1 protein-coding gene is annotated in these 1,213 nt (G+C 60.5%); it reads left to right on the forward strand.

Features of this window, described 5'->3' with window-relative positions; all coding sequences use genetic code 11:
• Positions 1–94: 94 nt before the first annotated feature.
• A protein-coding gene (locus D1Y85_RS26850; protein ID WP_124154094.1) for an IS3 family transposase occupies positions 95–1,213 on the forward strand; the annotation gives its coding sequence in 2 pieces (ribosomal slippage) (positions 95–410 and positions 410–1,213; 1,120 coding nt annotated over the 2 pieces). This gene is flagged as partial in the annotation.

Here is a 1,213-nt window from a genome sequence, read left to right on the forward strand (position 1 = left end):
TGGAGCAGCCCCCTGAAACACCGGACACAGTGACCCACTTAAAATAACGGGTAGGCATAAGACTGTGTTTTTGACTAACACCAGGCAGGAAGTGATGGATGTGTTGACGGGCCCGGAGCGTCGGCGGCGCTGGACGGCAGAGCAAAAGCTGTCGATGGTGCGCGAGAGTTTCGAGCCGGGGAAATCGGTATCGCTGGTGGCTCGCCAGCACGGCGTGAACCCGAACCAGCTATTCCATTGGCGCAAGCTGTACCAGGACGGCAGTCTGTCGGCGGTCAAGGCTGGAGAAGAAGTCGTTCCGGCATCTGAGCTGGCGGACGCGCTAAAGCAGGTTCGTGAACTGCAACGGATGCTCGGCAAGAAGACGATGGAGAACGAGATTCTCCGCGAAGCAGTTGAATATGGCCGGGCAAAAAAATGGATAGCGCACTCGCCATTGCTGCCGGAGGACGACCAGTGAAGCTGGTGTGTGAAGTTCTCGGCGTGTCGCGCTCGAACGTATCGGCACACCGGTCTCGCCCGGCTAACTGGCAAGATGGACGGAAATCCCGGCAAACCGATGATGCTCCTGTAGTCGAAGAAATCCGTCGGGTCATTGGCGATTTGCCGAGCTATGGCTATCGTCGGGTTTGGGGCACGTTGCGGGCCGAGCGTGAAAGCGTTGGGCTGGCGCCGTTCAATGCGAAACGCGTCTATCGAGTCATGAGCACGCACGGGCTGTTGATGGAGCGCCGTCCGGCACCACCGCGTCCGCAACGACGACACGACGGCAAGGTCGCTGTGGCACGAAGCAATCAGCGCTGGTGCTCGGATGGCTTCGAGTTCCGGTGCGACAACGGAGAGCCGCTGCGTGTGACGTTCGCGCTGGACTGCTGTGACCGCGAGGCGATGAGCTGGGCGGCCACGACGGCAGGCCATAGCGGCGACATCGTGCGCGACGTGATGCTGGCGGCAGTGGAAAATCGCTTCGGTGGCGCGTTGCATACCCCATCCGAAATCGAGTGGTTAAGCGACAACGGCTCGGGCTACACGGCGGACGATACGCGCCGGTTTGCAGCCAAAATCGGGCTGAAGCCGTTGACCACGCCGGTATGCAGCCCGCAAAGTAACGGCATGGCCGAGAGCTTCGTCAAAACGATGAAACGCGATTACGTCGCCTTCATGCCGAAGCCGGATGCGGCGACTGCCGCAAGCAATCTGGCCATCGCATTCG

It is taken from the genome of Paraburkholderia dinghuensis (assembly GCF_003837865.1).
GTDB lineage: Bacteria > Pseudomonadota > Gammaproteobacteria > Burkholderiales > Burkholderiaceae > Paraburkholderia > Paraburkholderia dinghuensis.